This is a genomic window from Acinetobacter sp. AKBS16 (assembly GCF_002899995.1).
Lineage (GTDB): Bacteria > Pseudomonadota > Gammaproteobacteria > Pseudomonadales > Moraxellaceae > Acinetobacter > Acinetobacter baumannii.
Window position 1 is genome coordinate 115,930 of the sequence record NZ_POYH01000089.1, and the last position, 750, is coordinate 116,679.

The following is a 750-nucleotide window of genomic DNA, read 5'->3' on the forward strand; positions in this document are numbered from 1 at the left end:
AAAGATAACAGTCTGGTTTTCCAAGATGAAAATGGACAGTTGATTTGGGCAAAATTCAAAGATGCTGAAAATGATGCAGATGCTGATAGTGATGCGGACGCAGATGCTGACAGTGATGTGGAACCACAAGCACTTTTAGGTGAGGATTTACCAGCAGCTCTACCAGCAGAAGCTCCACAAGAGTTGGTATCTGATGTTATTTACCAGCCTATTTCTTCAATTGAACCTTTACTTTATCATGATGCAGGCGTGAACCCATGGTTATGGGCTGCTATTCCACTAGTTGCGGGCGGTATTATCGCCGCAGCATCAAATCATGATAGTAATGATGATTCTTCAACACCAACAGATACTACACCACCAGCTACTCCTTCTGTACCGAGTGGTTATCTGGACAATGTTGGACCTGATCAAGGAATCAAGGGGTCAGGAAGCAGCACAGATGATACGACACCAGGTGTTGTGATTTCTGCACCGGGTGCAGGTGAGACTCCGACCTTGTATGTTGATGGTGAGAAGGTAGCTGCAAGCTATGATCCTGTAACCGGTACACTAACGCCTACCACTCCGCTGGCAGATGGTTCACATCAACTGACTTATACGCTGACTGATGGAGCAGGTAATGAAAGTGCACAGAGCCCAGCAATAACAGTTACTGTAGATACATTAGCACCGGCTACTCCTTCTGTACCGAGTGGTTATCTGGACAATGTTGGACCTGATCAAGGAATCAAGGGGTCAGGAAGCAGC

General features: G+C 46.3%; 1 protein-coding gene. It reads left to right on the forward strand.

The annotated features are described in order from the left end of the window. On the forward strand, nucleotides 1–750 hold a 750-nt coding region (locus C1642_RS19735), incomplete at both ends, for an Ig-like domain-containing protein (RefSeq protein ID WP_228153944.1).